General features: G+C 54.4%; 22 protein-coding genes. 4 read left to right on the top strand and 18 right to left on the bottom strand.

The window, feature by feature from the left end; all coding sequences use genetic code 11:
• The first annotated feature begins 148 nt into the window (after window positions 1-148).
• Together JC200_RS00335 and JC200_RS00330 are read left to right on the top strand one after the other, a co-directional pair.
• Complete coding sequence (locus JC200_RS00335) at window positions 149-718, top strand: DUF2087 domain-containing protein (RefSeq protein WP_274434215.1); 570 nt, start codon at window positions 149-151, stop codon at window positions 716-718.
• A 5-nt stretch (window positions 719-723) separates the two neighbouring features.
• The gene (locus tag JC200_RS00330; protein WP_274434214.1) at window positions 724-1,710 is read left to right on the top strand and encodes an FAD:protein FMN transferase; all 987 of its coding nucleotides are present in this window, start codon (window positions 724-726) and stop codon (window positions 1,708-1,710) included.
• A 16-nt stretch (window positions 1,711-1,726) separates the two neighbouring features.
• Here JC200_RS00330 and JC200_RS00325 read toward each other — a convergent pair whose 3' ends face one another.
• From JC200_RS00325 to JC200_RS00315, 3 genes are read right to left on the bottom strand one after another with little or no spacing between them, the layout of a single operon-like run.
• Entirely contained in the window at window positions 1,727-2,140 is a 414-nt protein-coding gene (locus JC200_RS00325; RefSeq protein WP_274434213.1) for a hypothetical protein, read from the bottom strand.
• Window positions 2,121-2,546 carry a hypothetical protein gene (locus JC200_RS00320; protein ID WP_274434212.1) on the bottom strand — a complete coding sequence of 142 codons (426 nt, stop codon included), beginning with the start codon at window positions 2,544-2,546 and terminating at the stop codon, window positions 2,121-2,123. Before JC200_RS00320 ends, JC200_RS00325 begins: the two co-directional genes overlap by 20 nt.
• Window positions 2,543-3,268 carry a hypothetical protein gene (locus JC200_RS00315; RefSeq protein ID WP_274434211.1) on the bottom strand — a complete coding sequence of 242 codons (726 nt, stop codon included), beginning with the start codon at window positions 3,266-3,268 and terminating at the stop codon, window positions 2,543-2,545. The genes JC200_RS00320 and JC200_RS00315 overlap by 4 nt, the downstream gene beginning before the upstream one ends.
• 322 nt (window positions 3,269-3,590) lie before the next feature.
• On the opposite strand from JC200_RS00315, the gene JC200_RS00310 reads away from it, so the two are divergent.
• Window positions 3,591-4,739 (top strand): acyltransferase, encoded by a 1,149-nt coding sequence (locus tag JC200_RS00310; RefSeq protein WP_274434210.1) that lies wholly within the window; start codon window positions 3,591-3,593, stop codon window positions 4,737-4,739.
• 3 nt (window positions 4,740-4,742) lie between these two features.
• On the opposite strand, the gene JC200_RS00305 is transcribed toward JC200_RS00310, so the two are convergent.
• The 10 genes from JC200_RS00305 to surE form a co-directional block, all read right to left on the bottom strand.
• Window positions 4,743-5,702 (bottom strand): ATP-dependent DNA ligase, encoded by a 960-nt coding sequence (locus tag JC200_RS00305; protein ID WP_274434209.1) that lies wholly within the window; start codon window positions 5,700-5,702, stop codon window positions 4,743-4,745.
• Window positions 5,703-6,060: 358 nt separating this feature from the next.
• Window positions 6,061-6,789, bottom strand: coding sequence for an alpha/beta hydrolase (locus tag JC200_RS00300; RefSeq protein ID WP_274434208.1), 729 nt, complete (start codon window positions 6,787-6,789; stop codon window positions 6,061-6,063).
• 36 nt (window positions 6,790-6,825) lie between these two features.
• Window positions 6,826-7,704, bottom strand: coding sequence for a complex I NDUFA9 subunit family protein (locus JC200_RS00295; protein ID WP_274434207.1), 879 nt, complete (start codon window positions 7,702-7,704; stop codon window positions 6,826-6,828).
• A 63-nt stretch (window positions 7,705-7,767) separates the two neighbouring features.
• Window positions 7,768-8,505: a DnaD domain-containing protein gene (locus JC200_RS00290; protein WP_274434206.1), complete on the bottom strand. Its 738-nt coding sequence runs from the start codon at window positions 8,503-8,505 to the stop codon at window positions 7,768-7,770.
• 88 nt (window positions 8,506-8,593) lie between these two features.
• Window positions 8,594-9,892: an asparagine--tRNA ligase gene (asnS, locus tag JC200_RS00285; protein ID WP_274434205.1), complete on the bottom strand. Its 1,299-nt coding sequence runs from the start codon at window positions 9,890-9,892 to the stop codon at window positions 8,594-8,596.
• A gap of 137 nt (window positions 9,893-10,029) precedes the next feature.
• A complete protein-coding gene (locus tag JC200_RS00280; protein WP_274434204.1) occupies window positions 10,030-11,583 on the bottom strand; it encodes an AAA family ATPase in 1,554 nt (517 codons plus the stop codon).
• A complete protein-coding gene (locus JC200_RS00275; protein WP_274434203.1) occupies window positions 11,580-12,119 on the bottom strand; it encodes a hypothetical protein in 540 nt (179 codons plus the stop codon). Before JC200_RS00275 ends, JC200_RS00280 begins: the two co-directional genes overlap by 4 nt.
• Window positions 12,120-12,281: 162 nt before the next feature.
• Window positions 12,282-12,752 (bottom strand): hypothetical protein, encoded by a 471-nt coding sequence (locus JC200_RS00270; RefSeq protein WP_274434202.1) that lies wholly within the window; start codon window positions 12,750-12,752, stop codon window positions 12,282-12,284.
• A gap of 17 nt (window positions 12,753-12,769) precedes the next feature.
• Window positions 12,770-12,940 carry a YpmA family protein gene (locus JC200_RS00265; RefSeq protein ID WP_274434201.1) on the bottom strand — a complete coding sequence of 57 codons (171 nt, stop codon included), beginning with the start codon at window positions 12,938-12,940 and terminating at the stop codon, window positions 12,770-12,772.
• A gap of 6 nt (window positions 12,941-12,946) precedes the next feature.
• A complete protein-coding gene (gene surE / locus JC200_RS00260; protein ID WP_274434200.1) occupies window positions 12,947-13,720 on the bottom strand; it encodes a 5'/3'-nucleotidase SurE in 774 nt (257 codons plus the stop codon).
• A 90-nt stretch (window positions 13,721-13,810) separates the two neighbouring features.
• Here surE and JC200_RS00255 point away from each other — a divergent pair, with 90 nt between their 5' ends.
• Entirely contained in the window at window positions 13,811-13,981 is a 171-nt protein-coding gene (locus JC200_RS00255) for a hypothetical protein (RefSeq protein ID WP_274434199.1), read from the top strand.
• Between the two features lies 1 nt (window position 13,982).
• On the opposite strand, the gene JC200_RS00250 is transcribed toward JC200_RS00255, so the two are convergent.
• The 5 genes from JC200_RS00250 to ku are packed head-to-tail and all read right to left on the bottom strand — an operon-like array spanning window position 13,983 to window position 19,065.
• Window positions 13,983-15,284, bottom strand: a complete 1,302-nt coding sequence (locus JC200_RS00250) for an amidohydrolase (protein WP_274434198.1) — start codon at window positions 15,282-15,284, stop codon at window positions 13,983-13,985.
• Window positions 15,281-16,339 carry an S-methyl-5-thioribose-1-phosphate isomerase gene (mtnA, locus tag JC200_RS00245; protein WP_274434197.1) on the bottom strand — a complete coding sequence of 353 codons (1,059 nt, stop codon included), beginning with the start codon at window positions 16,337-16,339 and terminating at the stop codon, window positions 15,281-15,283. Before mtnA ends, JC200_RS00250 begins: the two co-directional genes overlap by 4 nt.
• A complete protein-coding gene (mtnP, locus tag JC200_RS00240; protein WP_274434196.1) occupies window positions 16,336-17,151 on the bottom strand; it encodes an S-methyl-5'-thioadenosine phosphorylase in 816 nt (271 codons plus the stop codon). Before mtnP ends, mtnA begins: the two co-directional genes overlap by 4 nt.
• A gap of 55 nt (window positions 17,152-17,206) precedes the next feature.
• On the bottom strand, window positions 17,207-18,136 hold the full coding sequence (ligD, locus tag JC200_RS00235; protein WP_274434195.1) for a non-homologous end-joining DNA ligase: 930 nt from the start codon (window positions 18,134-18,136) through the stop codon (window positions 17,207-17,209).
• Window positions 18,133-19,065 (bottom strand): non-homologous end joining protein Ku, encoded by a 933-nt coding sequence (ku, locus tag JC200_RS00230; RefSeq protein ID WP_274434194.1) that lies wholly within the window; start codon window positions 19,063-19,065, stop codon window positions 18,133-18,135. Before ku ends, ligD begins: the two co-directional genes overlap by 4 nt.
• Window positions 19,066-19,082: the final 17 nt, after the last annotated feature.

Below are 19,082 nucleotides of genomic sequence, written 5' to 3'. Positions count from 1 at the left end.
TCAACCAACTGTTGCGGATCGTCTTTGCAACGGTGCATGATTCATGTAATTCGACGTCTGCATTAATTCGATATTGATCGAAATTAGATATATGTATATACTCAACGGGAAGAAAACTTAAGCTGAGTTCATTCATGGAGGCGATTTTATGTCTATGCAAGGCGACAGCGAGTCGGTAGTCAAGCTGCTGAAAGCCGTGGCTGATGAGAGTCGACTGCGAATTCTTGGATTGTTGGCGGAAAAATCTGCGAGTGTAGATGAATTGTCCACCTATTTGGGCCTTAAACCCCCCACTGTCTCTCATCACTTGAGTAAGCTGCGTGACGTAGGCCTTGTCTACATGCAACCGCAAGGCAATGTGCATTACTACAAATTTGACGTTGAGTCGTTGCGAAACCTTCACCAGTGGCTTGAGCCCGAACATTTGTCGGTGATTGCCAGTGCAAGTGGTGACTCTTGGGAAGATAAAGTGTTACGTGATTTTTTTATCGAAGGACGTTTAAAAGAGATTCCTGCAAGTCGTAAGAAACGCTTAGTCATCCTTCAGTGGCTAGTCGATCAGTTTGAATGGGGTTCGCAATACCCCGAAGCGACTTTAAATGAAGTTCTGAAGCGGTATCACCCCGACTTTGCCACGTTGCGGCGAGAGTTTATTGTAAATCGTCTCATGGCTCGTGAAGGCGGCGTGTATTGGCGGATCCGACCAGAAGGTGAGTGACAGACATGAGCGTCTATGAGCATGAGTTCTCCGCGATGGGCTCCACCTTCCGCATTCGTCTGGATGATATTTCACATGTCAAGGGCAGGGCCGGAGAGGTTGAGTCCCTGTTCACCACTTTGGCAGCAGACACAGAGCGTCTGGAGCAGTGCATGTCGAGGTTTCGGAGCGACAGCGAACTCACCCTGTTGAACCGTCAAATCGGCAACCCTGTCGTGATCTCGCGGACTCTAGCCGATGTTCTCAGTCTGGCCGAAACCATGAGGGAATGGACAAACGGCGCGTTCGACCCGCGGATACTTACGGTCCTAGAGGAAATCGGCTACCCAGGGGCTCCGGTCACTGGGCGCTCATCTGAAGGTTCTTTGTCCAGCAATCCACTCTATCGTGAAATTGGGCGTCTGACGCAGGGAGCCATTGTTGAAATCGATGAACCTATGGACCTCGGTGGCATTGGCAAGGGGTACGCTGTCGATGCTATTGCGGAGGTGATTGCACGGTTCACCTCCACCCACCCACTCACTGGCTACCTGATCGATGCTGGCGGAGACATCGTGATTGGCGGTTGTCAGCACAACGGTGACCCATGGAACATCGGGGTTGAAGACCCGGAAGGCCAATTTCCTCTTGCAGCCGCACTGACGATCCCGCTGTCGGCAAGTGAGCGGGTTGCCGTCTGCACGAGTTCCGTCCGACGCAAGGCGTGGGTGAAGTCTGGACGGACGGTGCATCACCTGATTGACCCGGCTTTGGGAGCGAGTGCACCTACACAGCTGTTGGCCGTTACCGCAGTGGCTGCCCGTGCTGCTCTGGCCGAGGTCGTTACAAAGTACGTGTTTTTGCGGGGCGCAATGAACGGACCACTGTGGGAACACTCGCCCGCCGTCTATCTCACTATCGCAAAGGGGCAAGTTGTGTCATTCACGTCAGCGATGCAGCAGTACATCTCGTGGCTTCATGAGCAGATGGTAATTTCAGAGCTGCCTCGCTGACGTTGTTGCTTCGAGATTACGGCGCCGAAGCTCGCGTGACGGACTGCACCGGCGGCGGTGACGATGACGAAGGAATAGACACCGTGGGTGACAGTGACTGTACACTTCCAACCGACTGGACAGAAACGGTGAGTCCGGATTTCAAATTCGTGATTTCGTGCTGGACTGTCTTCAGTTTTGCCTGTACTTCTTTGGTGTGTGTTTGAACCTGGCTGATTGTCTTCTCCAGTTGCGTCAAGACCTGTCGTCTTTGTGCAATTTCTGCTGTCAGTGCTTTGCGCTGACTCACGACGCTATTTGCGCGATGAAGTTGTTGATTTTGTGCTGTAACGGTGTGCTCTAATTCATACACCAATCCCGAGTAGACGGCCGCGCTGCTCATGACGCCAACTGTTGCTAATTGCCAGCGCTTAGTCGTCGTGCGAGCCATCGTGGTGGTCCCCCCCGTCGTCGCCGTGTCCCGATGCTCTTGTCACAGACTGTACGGCAGGAGGCGTACTCGTCTGTGTAACACGCTGTTGTTGCAATGCTATGGCTTGCTTGCGCGCCGCTAACTGCTTTTGCAGGGTGACGGCTTTGTTCTGTAACGCTGTGAGGGTGCTCACAGTGAGTCTATCCGCGCTTTCGGACTGTTTGAGTCTCTGCTTCATGACAGAAATCTCGCGCTGCAACTGCACTGCCTGTTTCTGGAGCGCTTGTGTCGATGGGCTGATTTGTGGCTGGCTGGTTCCGGTTGATGGTGTCGCCGCGTGGGCTGCGTGCATCTCCCCTACGACCATGCCGGTAAAACCGACGGCGGCTGTGCCGAGCAACACTCTTTTCCACGCCATGTTCATGGCTCTACCTCCTTTTGACTCTGGCGTGTCTTGGCGAGGGTCGGTCGTGCGAGCGGTTTGCGTTCATTGTTCGTCCAGTGGCGCCAGAAGAACATGAGAAATAACAAGGTTCCCGCTGTCCAATAGATGAATCTGAGGTGAGTGTCCGTCCCGGCAAAAAAGCCGTGAACGCAGAGAACCACCCAGGTCAGCCAAGATAACCTGTGAATTGGCAACCAGACGCGTACCCACTTACGCAACGAGGCGGTGCCGAAGACGAAGAGCAGTAAGTAAAGTCCAGCTGCCCCTAGTTCCACGGCCAGTGGATGGTACTGTGAGTGAATTGGAAGAAACACCGCAATCCCGTTGATGCCAGATTTACTGTCGATGGCTGTAAAGAAAAGGTGTAGCCCGATGAGTGCGAATAAGGCCGCCATCAGCGCCTGATGCCAAGGCAACAGCTTAGGAGTCAAATGCCAATGCGCTTTATTTTTCGGGTGACTGAGAATCAGTCCGATAGCCACGACAACAGTCAGTACGAGAAAGGCCGCGAGGGCTGCCGCTCGGCTGATGACCCAATAACGCTCCCCTGCCACCCATTGATTTTGAGTTAGCCAGTAGACACTGGCGAGGGCAACCACAGCGAAGGAGTTGACAGAGACAAGTAGAGTTGCCCAGGGGGACCCGCTCTTAGCTTGTGCCGCCTTCTTCATCGCTTGCTTAGCTGCTGCCTGGTGTCTCACGCTATACCCCCCCTGTTACCCCCTACTCCTTGATGCTATAACGAACCTCGGGTACATGTCGATTGAAAGTGGTCGATTTCGAGAAACTTTCAGCTTATTTTCAGTCGGCTCTCAGATTTCACTTAGCTGAGGACAATACGGTAATGAGAGAGGCAACGACTGGAATGGGAATGTTTGTTTGGCGTCGTTAAAGGGAGTCTAAATGTTGTTTCGCTATACTACGAATGAACCCTGTCGGATTAAATGCCAAAGATATACTTGTAAGTACAGACTTGTATTGAGGTGATGTCAGCTGAAGAAGCAGCACTTATATGAAATTGACTTGATGCGCGCGTTCGTAATCTTTAGTGTCATCCTGGTCCACACCTTGGCCTTTTTCGATGTCCAGGCGACACCTGGTTCAATTTCTAACTTGGGTCTAGACATGTTGACGATGAACTTTCACTTCACACGAGAGACGTTCATGCTGATCACTGGGGTTGTTCTGTTTTACACGTACTATGATCGACAGCACGCAATCCTTTCGTTTTGGCGTAAGCGGATTACACTGATTGCGATTCCCTATGTAGCGTGGACGGCAATTTACTATGCATTTGAAGGGACTTACGTACCCGGCTTCAGTTGGGCGCCCGCCGTGCTGTTGCCCAAATTTGGAGCATCGTTATTGTCCGCGAATATGTTCTTCTTGTATTTCCTCATGGTGTCCATGCAGTTCTACGTCCTATTTCCGCTGGCGCTGAAGTTTATGAAAAAAGTGGAGAATCACTTGGGGTGGGTCTTTGCGGTGAGTTTTGTCATCGAAGTGGCCATTTTGTACGTGAACCAAGTGTACATCGACCCTGCTCAATGGAAGTTCTCTTCACCTTTCATCAACCTGTTGATTCACCACCGCGATGAACTTATTTTCACGTATCAATTTTGGTTCATTGCCGGTGCCATCATCTCGATAAAGTACGCGCAGATCCGGGATTGGGTGTGGTCGCATACTAAGTTGGTGTTGGGCGCTGTCGTTCTCATGGTTCTTTTGCTTTGGGCAACCTATTTCCTTACGCATCAAGTGTTTCACTTTGTGGATTGGATCGCTGTGGATACACTGCAACCAATCATGGTGCCTTACTCTTTGGTGGTATCGATTGGTTTGTGGTTCATCGGTATGAAGTGGGCCCGTGTTCGAGCCACAGCAAATATGCGGCGCACGAGCCGCATTATCCAGTTCTTCGGCGGCGTCTCGTTTGGCATCTTTCTCTTCCAACCACTCGCGCTTCACTACACGGAAGCCATCGACTACCACGTGCACTGGCACGGCTTCGCCCACTACTTGCTGATTCCGTTCACAGCAATCGGGTCATATGTTTTGTCGGCGGTTGGCGCGTACGTAGTGAGCAAGATTCCTTACCTAAGCTACATCGTCGGTGAAAAGACGAACCTCCGTCGTCGCGTCGATAAGGCGTCCGCGACACAAACGGTGTAATGTTTAGGTAGAGGCTAATCCTTCCCTGTCCCACGTACAGGCGGCTGCCGCTGCGGTGGTCAGCGACTGTAATGTCGGTTGACGAAGGAGCCGTTCCCGAGTCAGTTCCCGATATAACACTTTGACTGTCACAGTTGGTGCGACCCAAGTCACCCTCTGTATTCGTGGACGTCGTGTAAATGGACAAACAGGGGCCACAGAGTCTCGCAACCGCCGAATTAAGTCAGTCCATTCTGTCCGGCTAAGCTTCCCTGGTCCTACTTGTCCGACTAGCCAAAAGTCTCCCTGCGCATCGTATAGGCCCAACACCAGTGCGTTGGGAACTCCGGCGTGATCGGTTGTGAATCCGCCAATCACGGCTGTCACGTCGCGGTAAAACTTGACTTTGCGCCAGTCTCCGTGTTTTTGTCCGACGCGGTACGGCGAGTCAAGGTGTTTTGCCACAACACCCTCCATCTTTTTGATTTCCATGGCAAAAAAAAGTGCAGTCCCATCTGCCTCTGACTCGACATAGTGAACGGTCGGGTGTGGGGACAACGCGCTTTGAAGCAGCTCCTGGCGTTTCCATAAGGGCCAAGTTGTGATCCAATTTCCTTGCCAAAACAAAATATCGAATACCATGTATGCGATTGGTACAGTGTTCAGGAGTCCAGGTACACGCTCAGGTCTTCGTACTCCATCGCGACGCATCACTTCATGGAAATCCGGCGTACCGCTCGGGCCTAAAGCAATAACTTCCCCATCGAGAATCACCGGCGTTTGTGAGCAATAAGAGTGAACGTCGAGAAGTTCCGGGTATTGTACGGTTCGCTCCCGCCCATGGCGGTTGAAAAGTCGTACAGACGACGCCGTCTGAGCGTAAGTGAGAAGCCGCACGCCATCCCACTTCACCTGCGTGATCCAGCGTGGGCCCTCAGGAACGTGGTCGGCGACGACCGGTTCCATTGGTGTAATGACCTCCATGAAATCCCTCCGTAAGTGCTAGGATTTCCGAGCAGGCCTCGTTATACGCGGTATCCCGCCTATTTCGTGTTTTTGGTGTTCACTGCATAAACCGTATGGGTACACGGCTTCCGGGTGAACGCGGAATACGGTTTTCATCCGCCTCGCACCTTCTGCACCCGCCAGGTGGTTGCAAGCCACGCACCAAACGAATGGACTCTCATCGACACTGCTTCGATAATCCTTCACTTTGTCAGTCCTTTACCTACGTCAATCACAGGAACTCGGCAAACAGCATACCACTGTTTTTCGCTGCAACATGTCGAACTGTGTCGGGGAGAAAATTTTCCTTTGCGGAAACTCACTCTGAAGTTGGCGGCTAATTGCCAACCAGAGCGGTCTGCGTAGCCTGCCGCAGAAAGGTCGTAATGAGTCGAACGACGGTGTCCGATTCGACATCTAAGCAGACGTGGTGACGAGAGTACGGGAGCAGGTGTAGTTCTTTGTGGACAGAGGCGGTTGACCCACATACAAGCGAGGCGCCACGAGGATGCACAATTTCATCCTGTACGCCTTGAATGACGCACAACGGAGCCGTAACGTTGGCAAGGTGTCTGCGTGAGATGGCAACAAACCGCCGAAACTCCCGAAGTGCATTCGGTGGTGTCCACAGAAAGCCGCTTGGTCGGCGCTCTACGTATGCCCTTTCCAATCCATTTGGTTTGAATCTAGCGCGCATGAACAACCTCAGTTGTCTGAGCGCGAGCACAGGGTGTGCATAGTAGATGGACGGGGAGAGTAGTGTCAACGACGTGACCGGTGTTCTCAAGCTGACCATGGCCGCGACTAGTGCGCCCATTGAGAAACCGATTAAGTGCACGGGACCTCGCGCGCCGGCTTGGCGCGCGGTTGATTCAGCGCTGAGAACCCAGTCTTCCCATGTCACGTGTCTTAACGCTTTGTATGTCCCGTCGTGTCCAGCGAGGGCGGGCGATTCAACCTCATAACCGGCTTCGCAGAGGGCGGTCTGGAGTGGACCGAGTTCCATCGGCAGACCTGTGAATCCGTGCAGCAAAATGCAGGTTTCGACGGGTGACGGCTGTGCCACCGTTCTCATGCCTCCTCCATCGTTCGTACAATGGTATCAAATGCGGAACGGTTTATATGATAAGTGTAGGTCCTGATATACGGTGTGAGGATCGGTACAAACACTGCCTTCCTCAAGCATCGCCAGTTGGTCTGGCGTAATTGGGTAAGCAGGGATGCGTTGTAAGAGTGTCGTCAGGGGTTTCATCAGCATCATGGGAACGTGCACTGGCCACAGTCGGCGATGGAAAGAGAGCGCGATTTGACGAAGGATGTCCAGATAGCTGATGACATCAGGTCCACCCAGTTCGTACGTCTTGCCCCGGGCTTCTGGTACAGTCAGGGCGCGACAAAAAGCCTCCGCGACAGTCTGCACGTGCACAGGCTGGAGTAAGGTATTACCGTCCCCGATGACGGGTGTGACAGGTGAGGAACGCACAAGGTCAGTCAGTTGCGAAATAAAGTTGGGTCCGGGGCCGCCGCTTCCGAACACAATCGACGGGCGAAACACTGTGTACGACAGGCCAGACCGCCTGACCGCTTCTTCTGCCCGCCATTTCGACCGATGGTATTTGGATACAGCATTTGCGCGAGTACCCAAGGCGCTCATGTGCACGTAATGCTGAATCCGCGCTTGTGAAGCCGCTTGGACGACGCTCATCGTGCCATCGAAGTGAACGTGATCCATCGTCACACCGCGGCGAGGCTGTTCACGTATGATGCCGACCAAGTGAATGACTGCATCGCAGCCGGTCATCTGCTTGGTTAAGAAGGATTCGTCAAACAGGTCACCGGTGACGACTCGCACCCCGTCACTCGGGGTCGGACGCTGTGAGTCCAATCGCGCTAGAACGGTTACGTCATGACCAGCTTGTAGACACGATTCCACCACAACGCGTCCAACGTACCCAGTCCCGCCGGTTACGAATACCTTCACGAGTTGCTGCCTCCTACTGCGGCCACATGGTCAGCCTTGGATGGTTATCCATCCTAGTTCTACTCAGGTATCCGGAAACAGTTGATAGAAAGCAGCATAACGTTCATCTCGGGGTGCGACGTCTGCACTGCGGTTCGAACGTTTTGCAGGTTGAGTCGTTCCGGCGGCAGTTTCTTCTCGCGCTTTCTGGCGTTCCCGATAACTCTCGCGGTATTGCTCAAGTTCTTGCCGAGTCCGCACCCGATGCCGTTGCCAATCGAACAAGACCCTGTCAATGTATTTAAAGCTGTATTTGTTGGCGAGTACAGCTTCTCGCAAAGCTTCTGCGACCATCCACTCAGGGTGTCCGTCGCGCGATATCCAAGCGCGAATTTGTTCACACTCAAACCCGGACAGTGGCCGACCAAACTCGGCTTCAAAAAGTGAAACGGTGTCCGTTCTCTCAACGAGCGGACCTTGTGTAGGGCCCTGGAGACGCTGCCACAGTGGGGATAGGTCGAAATAGTTGCAGGAGAATCCGTCCTCATCTTGCTTTTCTCCAATCGCAAGGCAACCTCTAGCCACAAGACGTTCCATGCAAGCGCCGGCTTCGTCCGGGGACAAGTTACACGCGTCGCCAAGTTCTTTTGGCGTCAGTAACTCTTTGCCCTGGACCTGGCTTGCAGCGAGGATTTGCAGGAGCATAACCAGTTCTTCGGCCTGTAGTTCAAGTTTGGAAAACTGTCCAAAGAGCGAAAACGGAACGCTCACGAACGGCGTTCCCAGTAGAGTGCTTACATCAGATGGGCCCTCAGTTCTCACAACACGGCCCCCCTTCTTCTTCACACAGTATAGCATGGACTGCGCCGAACCGGCACGAAGTTTGTCGGTTCGACGCAGGGATGTTTGCCTACGGGTACAGGCGGTATAGCAAGCGAGGAAACGGGATCGCTTCACGAACGTGTTCTAGCCCGCAAATCCAAGCGATCGTACGTTCTAGCCCAAGTCCAAATCCAGCATGCGGGACAGACCCATACTTGCGCAGATCGAGATACCAGGCATAGGTGTCGGTTGGGAGATTGTGTGTTTCGAACCGCTCTGCCAACAATTCGTAATCGTGGATGCGTTCACTGCCGCCAATAATTTCGCCGTACCCTTCAGGAGCAATCATGTCGTCGCACAGCACAACCTCTGGTCGGTTCGGGTCGGGTTGCATATAAAATGCTTTGACAGATGTGGGATAGCGCTCGATGATGAGCGGACGGTCGTACTCCTCGGCAAGCGCGCTTTCGTGAGGTGCGCCGAAGTCTTCTCCCCACTCAATTTCATGTCCATGTGACTTCAGCCATTCGATTGCAGCGTCGTACGTGATTCGTGGAAACGGGGCTTTCACGTTCGCCAATTTTGCAACGTCTCGGTCAAGTGCCTTGAGTTCATCCTCACAATGCGTCAGAACGTGTTGAACGATGTGTGTGACGAGTGCCTCTTGGACTTGCATATTGTCCTCGTGTTCGGCAAATGCCATCTCAGGTTCAACCATCCAGAACTCAATCAAGTGCCTGCGAGTCTTTGACTTCTCCGCTCGAAACACTGGACCAAAGGAGTACACTCTACCAAGCGCCATGGCTGCGGCTTCCGCATACATTTGGCCGCTCTGCGTGAGGTATGCCGATTCGTCGAAGTACTGCGTCTCGAACAGTTCCGTCGTCCCTTCACAGGAAGATGGAGTTAACACAGGTGGATCGACGCGCGTAAAATCGTGGCTGTCAAGGTAATCAGACACGGCGCGCATGACCTCCGCGCGAACTTTCAAGATGGCGCGTTGCCGAGGCGTGCGGATCCACAGGTGCCGATGGTCCAAGAGAAAGTCTACACCGTGCTCCTTGAGCGTAATCGGGTAATCCTGTGACGTTCCTAGAGCCTCGACGGCGACGAGCGTGATCTCGTAACCGCTTTGAGCTCTTGCATCTTCACGGACAACGCCTTCCACGGTCAGCGACGACTCCTGTGTCAGGCTGTTACACCGTTCGAAAATCTCCTCCCCCACCTCGCTCTTCACAGCGACGCACTGGATCAGTCCTGTTCCATCTCGAACTTGCAAAAATTGAATTTTTCCACTGGACCGTTTGTTGTACAACCAACCGTGAATTTGTACTGTCTGTCCGACGTACGCCCCCACGTTTTGTATTGTTGTCACCGGACTCGCCACGGCGCTCCCTCCATTCCAACCAAGATTATAGAGAATGAGACAAACTCGGTCAAAGTACAAAACCCAGAACCACTGGGTTCCGGGCTTCACAAGGTTGTCACACTGTCTCATTTTTTACTAGCCATCGTTGTTGTGGCTCAGGCCTGTAATCCAACATCACCAATGGTCGGATGTATCGGGAGGTCAGTTGCTTCAGCAGCCACAACTTCGGTCGAATCACTCTCGTGGGATGTTGTTTCTAGCCACGAGCGGAACTCATTTCCGGCAATACTCTCTTCGATGACAACGTGGTCTGCAAAGTTGGCAATATCCTCTGCGTACGGCCGCAAGACCTCGCGCGTTTCGCGCTCTTGCTCGGAAAGGATAAACCGAACTTCCGTATCCAGGACGCTTGACTGCAGGTGCTCCTCGTCAACAATGCCGAGACGACTGAGACCACACTTCACCATGGTGCGTGCTAACTGAGAAGCCTGGACAAAATCGTTCTGAGCGCCGGTGCTGCGATTTCCGTAGTGCAACTCCTCTGCAAGGCATCCCCCGAGCGCGACGTTAATCTGTTGTTGTAACTGTTGCACAGTGTACAGGTAGCGGTCGCTCTCTGGAATCTGTCGGACGAAACCCAGCGCGTTGCCGCGTGGCGCAATGGTAATGTGAGAGACCGTTCCAGGCCGCATCAGTTCGCTGATGATCGCGTGCCCGATTTCGTGAACAGCAACGCGCTGCAACTCGTCCTCTGTCGGCTTGCGGCCCGTTTTTTCACCCATCAATACCTTGTCGACTGCGTCGCGAAACATCGCCTGACTAATCTCGGTCTTCTCCTGCCGAAGCGCGATAATCGCGGCTTCATTGACCAGCGATTCAAGTTGTGCGCCGGAGAACCCGTAGGTTTCCCTTGCAAGATGATCGAGGTCGACATCCCTCGCTAAAGGCTTCCCCTCTACCTGGATCTTCAAAATGTGCAAGCGACCGTCTTTGTCAGGCAAATCGACTCGAATCTGACGGTCAAACCGACCCGGTCTAAGCAAAGCAGAGTCCAGGATGTCCGGGCGGTTGGTCGCTGCCATAACCAGGACAAGCGGAGTCTGTGTTGTAGACATGCCGTCCATTTCGGTCAGCAACTGATTCAGTGTCTGGTCGTATTCCTGGTGACTGTGTTGACCACGCCGTCCGCCGACAACGTCGATTTCGTCGATAAAGACGATGGCGCTGTCCTTGTTCTCTTTCTTGGCCATGGTTCTCGCACGTCGAAAGATTTCACGGACTCGCTGTGCACCTACACCGACATACATTTCGACAAACTCACTGCCGGCGGCGGAGAGGAAGACAGAGTCTGTGTACGTCGCAGCTGCCTTTGCCATCATGGTCTTACCAGTCCCAGGAGGTCCAGTCAGAAGAATACCTTTCAACGGTCGAATTCCAAGAGACTTGATACGGTCTCGGTAACGCAGAAAGTCGAGCGCCTCCATCAGTTCACGCTTCGCGTGCTCCTGTCCGCCGATTTGCTCGAACGACACCTGGTGCTTGACTGGTGTTTCACGCGCTACGGCTGGGGCTGTTGACCGCCGCTCCATCATCAGCCAAAAACCGACTGCGAGTGCTGCCAGGAAAAATAGGGGCAGGACGTTTTGACCCAAGATTGCGAAGAACAGCAAGAGCGCTACACCTACGCCGATGACCCACTCTTTAATCAAGCCGCCCCACCTCCTTGACTGACTTGATACGTAATGACATCGTACAAATAATGATTGGACGAGTCCCACAACTCCACGTAAACATTCTGCTGATCCATCGTGACCGCCGACTGAATCCCGTCTTTCGCCGCTTGTTGTTTGAAATCGGCGATCATCTGGGTGTAGTTGCCTTTGCGTAGACCTTGATACAGGATAGGTGCCATCTGCTCGTAGTCACTCGTCAGCGTTTTGTCGCTTTGGTCAATGAATTGCAGTTGCACCGGCGCGTTCGTCGTGCCATCCACCAGCGCCATTAACCGATGATATGTGGTCTGCAGGTCCTGGTTGTTGAGCTTTGACACGGACTTCAACCCGATGCGAATCACCGCCGGATTACCGCCGACGATGTGTACAGTCGTAACCGCCGGGTTTTGTTGGAGACGGGTTTGCAGGGGGTTGATAAAATTCAAGTGCCGATACGTCTGGTATCCAGCAACAAGGATGCCAAGGGTAATCAGCACGATTAAGACGATCGGTATCAGGCGCACACGGGACATAGACCCGCCCCCTTGTCGTGTTGAACTCCTGCCCCGACTGAGCGGGGCCCGGTGTTTGCGCGCACATATGTGAAAGCCCTCTAGAACGGGAGTTTCCACATGTCTAGTATAACATGAAAGACATATTATGTTTACTACACATATTGGTACAAACCGACTTGATCAAACGGCTTTGCCGTTGTTCGCGCGGAAATATAAGTAGACATCGGTTCCGTTTGGAAGTTGCGCGTAGACCTCCCAAACTGCACCGACAGACGTATGGAACGTCTGTGCAGCCGCGGTGTCGAGGTACCCAATGTGGGTACTGAGCGGCTTGTCTCCAGACTTGCTTGCCACCGCATCGGCTTGCTGTTTTGTCAGGAGCCCAGTTGCAGGTACGGCGTGCACGACGAACGGATCGCCGTAAACAAACGCATACCATTTGTGTCCGAATGCGTCTGTGCCGTAAAACACCTCTTGCGCCTGATTCGCGGTAAACACCTGGTGCGAACTGATTTTCTCGATTGGCGAATGGTTCAGGGCGAATTGGGCGGCAGCTTGTTCGACGTTCCATTCACTCGACACGTTGTCCCAGGCCGCGACGACAAGTGCAACGATGACCAGAAAAAATGCGACTGCAGCTGTCCAGAGCATTCGCTTCCAACGCAACATCAGGAGCGGTACAAGGTAACGAGCATTTTCCCCGGCTGGTCCTCCGCCAGTGACAGGCCGAAAATGACGTCTTTGTCCTTCAAATTGCGGTTGAGAAAGTCCACGAGCAAATACAAGTCATCGGTTGCCGTACAGATGTGTGTGCCGATGACAGAGAGCTTATCCTCCACTTCAGTTCACCTTTCCTCTGCCGTTTCGCCGTGAAGAAACGCTGTTTTTAGACTACCAAGGATGGACTCGTTTGTAAAATGGTACGTCAGCGGGGTCAGGCTGACGCCGCCTGCCTGCAGGACTTGACTGTCTGTCAACGTGTCGCTGAGGTCGTCCACTGCCTCACCAGCGTGACGGTAGTAGGTCCGACCTTCGGGATCGACCTTCTTGTGAAAAATGTTATGGTACCCACGAGCGCCAAGCGGCACGACGTGCCATGGGGCGTTTTCGCACTCCGGAGGCAGATTGACGTTGAGAAACGTATCGACCGGCCATGTGAAAGAGATGAAGCGGTCGACAATCTGCCGAGCGACTTTTGCTGCGGTGTCAAACGGGAACTCAGGGCCGATCAGCGAAAAGGCCGCAGCCTTCATGCCAAGCAGCGCCGCTTCGCCGGCAGCAGCGACTGTGCCGGAGTAAAGCACGTCAGTTGCCAGGTTCGGCCCTTCGTTAATCCCGGAGACCATAAAATCAAACGGTTGCTCTTTGCCGAGAGTGACCGCAGCCCATTTCACACAGTCCACTGGTGTGCCACTCACTGCGTAACCCACTGCACCTGGGAGTGGAATGCTGACTTCATCTACGTAGAGTCGGTGATGAATGGAAATCGAGTGGCTAGCGGCACTGCGCTGACGGTCGGGTGCGACGACCACGACGTCACCAAGCGGGCTAAGCTCAGCTGCAAGCGCGCGGATGCCCGGCGCATCAATGCCGTCGTCATTGGAAACCAGTATGCGCATGGAATGTCTCCTCTCCTGCCAAGAATCACGTCACATACCGTGCTCGCCAGAGCCCATACTACCCTTACAGAGCGAGGAGGTGTGTGGCCGATGTCGGTCCCCGATCGTGAACCGGTTCCGTCACACCCCGCAGCTGTGAGGCGCCACAAGCTCCTTCTGCAGGGCGAACTCGACTTGTGGACCGCGGCGTTTTCCGAACCAGACGAATCAGCGCTGACTTGCGAGACCTGTTTGCGCACTCCATTGCTTGTACCTGAATGATTCAGGAATGACTGAGGAGCACAGAGTGAATCCGCTTTGTCTCGTACGCGATGCGTTCGGTGTCAAGTGTTTGTACCTCGCGGTGAACAACTACCGGTTTGCCTGCCACGAAGACGTCCGTCACATCGTCTGCCCCGGCAGAATACACGATGTTGGAAATCAGGTCGTACGTCGGCAGGAAGTGCGGGCTTTGCATGTCGAGTAAAGTGATATCGGCTGGTGCGCCAACCGTCACTGTGCCAGCCAACGGTTCCTGAAACACGGCGGCGGCGCCGTCTGCCGTAGCCATGGCAAACGCGGTTCGAGCCGGAATCGCAGCAGCGTCGCCGCTTGTCGCTTTGTGCAGAGTCGCAGCCAACCGCATTTCTTCAAACATGTCGAGGTTGTTGTTGCTCGCTGCTCCGTCCGTTCCGATTCCCACTGTCAACCCAGCTTGTTTCATTTGGACAAGGGGTGCAATACCAGAAGCTAATTTTAAGTTACTTTGTGGGTTGTGTGCTACGTGTACACCTGCTGCTTTCATGAGTTCGATGTCGTCGGCACTCACGTGGACGCAGTGCGCCGCCAGTAGCGGGCGTTCAAAAAGACCGCAGTCTGCAGCATGAGCGATCGGCGTTTTATTGTACAATCTCAGACTTTCCTCAACTTCGGCCCGGGTCTCACTCAGGTGGATTTGAATGGCGACATCTAGTTCTGCGGACAGGTCCGCTACCTCGCGCAGGTACGCCGGCGGGCATGTGTATGGTGCGTGCGGGCCCAGAGTCACGGTAATTCTCCGGTCGGCCTGCTTGTGCCAGGTTTTGACGAACGAGCGGCTGTTCGCTATGCCGTTGGTTGCGCTGGTCTCGTCAAGTCCGACCATTCCCCATGACAAAACGCCGCGCATGCCGCTGTCAGACACTGCTTGTGCAGCGTTGTGCATCGACATATACATGTCGGTGTAACACGTCGTTCCCGAGCGCAGCATTTCCCAACAGGCCAGCAGAGTCCCCCAGTAAATTGCGTCACCTGTGAGTTTTGCCTCCATGGGAAAAACCCTTTCCGTGAGCCAAGTTTGGAGCGGGAGGTCGTCTCCTGCGCCGCGCAAAAGCGTCATCGCAGCATGGCCGTGTGTATTGACAAGCCCTGGCATGGCCACGCTTTGGGGCCGTTTAAACACGGTTAAGTCCCTTTTGTCTCCAGTGTATTGGCCCGGTCCCGCCGCGATTACTCGGTCGCCTTCACAGAGCACATAACTGGGCTCGTTCCAGACCTGTTCTGCCGACTGGACCAATGCGCCAACTTCAATCAGGGTTCGACTCAATGCAATTCCTCCCTATCCCGCTCCGAGGTCAGCAGGGTTATGCTCTGTGTGTCTGGATGTGTAATCACGCCACGCTCTGTGACAATCCCGGTGATAAGTTCGTGCGGCGTCACGTCAAAAGCCACGTGTAGCGCAGTCGCGCCAACCGCTGCCAAGAGCGTATCGCCCATCCTCGTGACTTCTTCGCCACTGCGGGTTTCAATCGGGATAGCTTGCCCGCTATCTAACTCTAGGTCGAATGTCGACCAAGGCGCTGCGACGTAAAACGGAACCTGGTGATAGTGACAAAGTACCGCGAGCGAGTAGGTGCCAATCTTGTTGGCTGTATCTCCATTTCGCGCAATGCGGTCCGCGCCGACAATCACTGCATCTACCCACCCTTGTTGCATCACATGGGCTGCCGTACTGTCGGTAATCAGTTGATAGGGAATATTCTCTTCCTGCAATTCGTAGGTTGTGAGACGAGCACCTTGTAAATATGGACGGGTTTCGTCAACCCACACGGATTGCAGTTGACCGCTTTCGTGCAAACTCCGAATGACTCCGAGCGCTGTTCCGTACCCCGAGGTGGCAAGGCTGCCTGTGTTGCAGTGCGTAAGCACTTGCAGTCCAGTCTGGCCGGCGAAAAGGGAGAGTCCGGAGTGGCCAATCGCTTGATTTGTCGCTATGTCTTCACTGTCAATTGCCTTTGCTTCTGTGAGCAGGGCATCTTCTATGCTGACTTTCCCCCGCACCTCCGGCTTCAGCGCTTGGGTCATTCGCGTCATCGCCCACCGCAAATTCACTGCGGTAGGTCGACTTTGCAGAAGCGCTTCGATTGCCTGACCAAGGTGCGCTTGCAGGTCTAAGTCGCCGAGGTCGCGGGCTTGGCTGGCTTCCATCGCGAGCCCGTAGGCGGCTGAAGTCGCAATTGCCGGCGCACCGCGGACGACCATATCGCGAATGGCCTGTGCGACGTCAAAGGCGTCCCGACACGTGAGCCAGACAGTCTGATGAGGTAATTTGCGTTGGTCGAGGAGTTCCAGTTTGCCGTCAATAAAGCGCAGCGACCTCAAGCGTCAGCCTCCTCGCCAGCCACTCCTGTCAGCTGTGAGTTGCCACTGACAGCAGTCGGACAGCGGCAGTCCCGTGAGTTGTCGAGGCGTAGAAGCGCCTCAAAAAACAGGCGACGGACGTCACCGATGCTCACAGCCATTTGTTCAATAACCTCTTCGTGTGTCAGCGGCAGAGCACTGAGCCCAGCTGCGTAGTTGGTCACAATGCAAACGGTCGCGTAGCAGAGTTCTGCCTCTTTGGCCAAAACAACTTCAGGTACATTGGTCATGCCGACGACAGTGCCGCCGTTGGACTGAAAAAAGCGGATTTCCGCCTTACTCTCGAACCGCGGTCCTTCCGTACAGACATAGGTGCCGCCTGCACGAACGTCAATATTGAGGTCGTGGGCCGTCTGTGCCAACACTCCTCGCAGCCGATGGCAATAGGGGTCCGTGACATCGACGTGCACGACACGGTCGTCGTCGAAAAAGGTACCAACGCGTGATTTGGTGAAGTCAAGGAAATCGTCCACAATGACGAGTGCTCCTGGTGGACAGTCGAGTTGAAGTGAGCCAACTGCGGATGTCGCAAGCACTTGCGTGACGCCCAGCTGCTTCAGAGCGTACATATTTGCGCGGTACGCGATTCGATGAGGTGCCACGCTGTGCCCACGGCCGTGGCGCGGCAGAAAGGCGATTCGCTTACCCTTGTATACTCCGCTGACCAGTTCTACATCGCCATAAGGAGTGCGCACGGTCTCCACTTCCGGAGACTCCAAAAGTTCGGCGTCGTAGACGCCTGTCCCGCCGATGATTGCAAAGTCTGCCTGCAAAGAAAATCCTCCTGATGCTACGCTCAGTGACGTGCTGTTCAGTGTGTCAAGCCCATTATACTTGAATGTGGGCCGCATGTTTTGACAAGTTTGCAGTGAGTTCCTGCAGTCGGATGCCAACTCCACAGTTCATCAAGTCCCCGACTTGGTGAACTCTGTCGGCCATATTCAGAACCGTAAAGTCTTCAGGCACGACACCTTGTTCCAGTTCATCCCAAAGCACGGGTGCTGACACGTTGGCTGTCTTTGTGGCCCTGGCGCTGTACGGTGCAATCAATGTGCGGTTGTGGCCGTGTTGAGGGTAGTCCACGTACACTTTCTCGCCGCGATTCTTTTTCAAGCGCTCGAGTGTCACGTCTTCTGGCAGCAACTCCCCTAGGTGTTGTGCCACAGCCGATGTAAAGACGCGAGTTGTCGCGTAGTCGTGGGGCGCGTCGTCGTTGGCGAGCGGAATAAACACTTGCAGACCCGTCGCGCCAGATGTCTTCGCGACGTGTGGAAGATTCAGGTCAGAGAGCACGGCGTGAAGCGCAAGCGCCACTTTCCGGACCCTCTCAAAGCCTGGGGCCGTGGGATCGAGATCGAACGCGATTGTTGTTGGTGTGTTCGGGTCGCGCACAGTGGCAAAGCCGACGTGCATCTCCAGACACCCCAAGTTGGCAAGCCATAGCAGCGATGCCACGGAGTCGATGACGACCGGGTGGATGTAGTCTTCGCGGTCCTCAGACCACACCGGTACAGTTCGAACCCATTCGGGCGTACCCGCAGGTGAATCCTTCTGATAGAATGAATGTCCGTGCACGCCGTCAGGGTAGCGGATCATTGTGATTGGGCGGTCCTGTAAATGCCTTAGCAGCCAAGGTGAGACGTCAACCAAATACTGCATGTACCGAGCTTTCGAGATGCCCGCTTCGGGCCAGAGCAGTTTGTCCGGATTTGAGACGGCGACCGTGTGTTCTGCCTGAATTTCCATTTGTGCCTTCATCCGGACGACGTCCGCTTCGCTCTGGCGCGTTTGGCAGTGGGTGCAGCGACAGACTCAGCCTTCCCGTTTGAAGGGCGAGCGCTTTTCCCAGCTACTGTCCCACTCTTGCCAGCCGCCCGCTTTGGTGCAGGTTTGTCGGTCCGACCAGCATCCGCACTGCGGCGAATGCTCTCTTGTAGCGCCTGCATCAAGTCAACGATGTTCTCTCGTTGGGCTGAGACCACAGGTGCCTGCGCTACTTCGGATGAAGCGACTTTACCAGCGATCAGGGTGTCCAGCGCAGCACGTCGTTCGTCGACGTAACGGCCTGGGTCAAACGCGGTCGCTAGCTGGCTGACCAGGGTAACAGCCATCTGCAGTTCCTTGGCGTCGACATGTGCGTCCGCAACCGCACTGCGGTTTGGGAGTTCATCAGTTGCGCGTACTTCGTCTGGCCAGAATAGCGTCTCCACGACCAGCAGGTCTTTGTGGGTACGTACGCAGGCGAGAGTCTCGGCGTTGCGCAACACAGTCTTTGCGACAGCGATCTTCCCTGTCTCCTGCATCGCCGCTTGCAACAATCGATACGCCTTGATCCCGGTTGTCTCCGGAGCAATGTAGTATGTTTTGTCAAAGTAGACTGGGTCGATTTCAGTCAGTTCAACGAAGTCGACGATATCGATCGTCTGAGAACGCGACTTTCCGACAGATTTGAGTTCGTCTTCATCGATGATCACGAACCGGTTCGGCTCGTATTCGAAACCGCGCACAATCTCTTCCCACTCCACGGCGCGGTCACAGTGCGGGCAAGTGCGGGTGTACTGGAGCGGCGTCTTGCAGGCCTGATGCAAATAGCGCAACTTGATGTCCTTCGACTCGGTGGCGGCAAACATGCGCACCGGGACACTGACCAAGCCAAAGCTGACTGCACCTTTCCACATCGTGTGCATGAACTGACTCCCCCTCT

It is taken from the genome of Alicyclobacillus sp. ALC3 (assembly GCF_028751195.1).
GTDB lineage: Bacteria > Bacillota > Bacilli > Alicyclobacillales > Alicyclobacillaceae > Alicyclobacillus_L.
This window is presented reverse-complemented; position numbering and strand designations above follow the sequence as displayed.

What these genes read in the sequence shown, in the direction of transcription:
- JC200_RS00335 (WP_274434215.1), top strand. Translation starts at nt 149, where the DNA reads ATGTCTATGCAAGGCGACAGCGAGTCGGTAGTCAAGCTGCTGAAAGCC.
- JC200_RS00330 (WP_274434214.1), top strand. Translation starts at nt 724, where the DNA reads ATGAGCGTCTATGAGCATGAGTTCTCCGCGATGGGCTCCACCTTCCGC.
- JC200_RS00325 (WP_274434213.1), bottom strand. Translation starts at nt 2,140, where the DNA reads ATGGCTCGCACGACGACTAAGCGCTGGCAATTAGCAACAGTTGGCGTC.
- JC200_RS00320 (WP_274434212.1), bottom strand. Translation starts at nt 2,546, where the DNA reads ATGAACATGGCGTGGAAAAGAGTGTTGCTCGGCACAGCCGCCGTCGGT.
- JC200_RS00305 (WP_274434209.1), bottom strand. Translation starts at nt 5,702, where the DNA reads ATGGAGGTCATTACACCAATGGAACCGGTCGTCGCCGACCACGTTCCT.
- JC200_RS00275 (WP_274434203.1), bottom strand. Translation starts at nt 12,119, where the DNA reads ATGTCCCGTGTGCGCCTGATACCGATCGTCTTAATCGTGCTGATTACC.
- JC200_RS00270 (WP_274434202.1), bottom strand. Translation starts at nt 12,752, where the DNA reads ATGCTCTGGACAGCTGCAGTCGCATTTTTTCTGGTCATCGTTGCACTT.
- surE (WP_274434200.1), bottom strand. Translation starts at nt 13,720, where the DNA reads ATGCGCATACTGGTTTCCAATGACGACGGCATTGATGCGCCGGGCATC.
- JC200_RS00255 (WP_274434199.1), top strand. Translation starts at nt 13,811, where the DNA reads ATGTCGGTCCCCGATCGTGAACCGGTTCCGTCACACCCCGCAGCTGTG.
- ligD (WP_274434195.1), bottom strand. Translation starts at nt 18,136, where the DNA reads ATGAAGGCACAAATGGAAATTCAGGCAGAACACACGGTCGCCGTCTCA.
- ku (WP_274434194.1), bottom strand. Translation starts at nt 19,065, where the DNA reads ATGCACACGATGTGGAAAGGTGCAGTCAGCTTTGGCTTGGTCAGTGTC.